The 203-nt window shown below is 58.6% G+C and carries 1 protein-coding gene; it reads right to left on the reverse strand.

Features of this window, described 5'->3' with window-relative positions; genetic code table 11:
• Positions 1-4 precede the first annotated feature (4 nt).
• The coding region (locus tag NJD71_RS13930) for a hypothetical protein (RefSeq protein ID WP_319052475.1) at positions 5-203 on the reverse strand (199 nt) is incomplete at its 5' end.

The raw sequence follows: 203 nt of genomic DNA on the forward strand, positions 1-203 counted from the left end.
AGCCCTAAGCATGAGCATCAGCAATCCGATCAACGCCAGCATTGGCACCGCCTTTGATGTCGCCACCATCTTCGATGAAGATGCAGCAGACGGCACCGTCAACGAGGGCGACAAGCCGAGCGTTAGCGTGGGCAATGCCAGCGCCACCGAAGGGGACAATCTGGTTCACCAAGTCACCGTCAATGGCGTCACCGAAGCGGATG

Source organism: Psychrobacter sp. PP-21 (assembly GCF_033790785.1).
In the GTDB taxonomy this organism is placed as follows: domain Bacteria; phylum Pseudomonadota; class Gammaproteobacteria; order Pseudomonadales; family Moraxellaceae; genus Psychrobacter.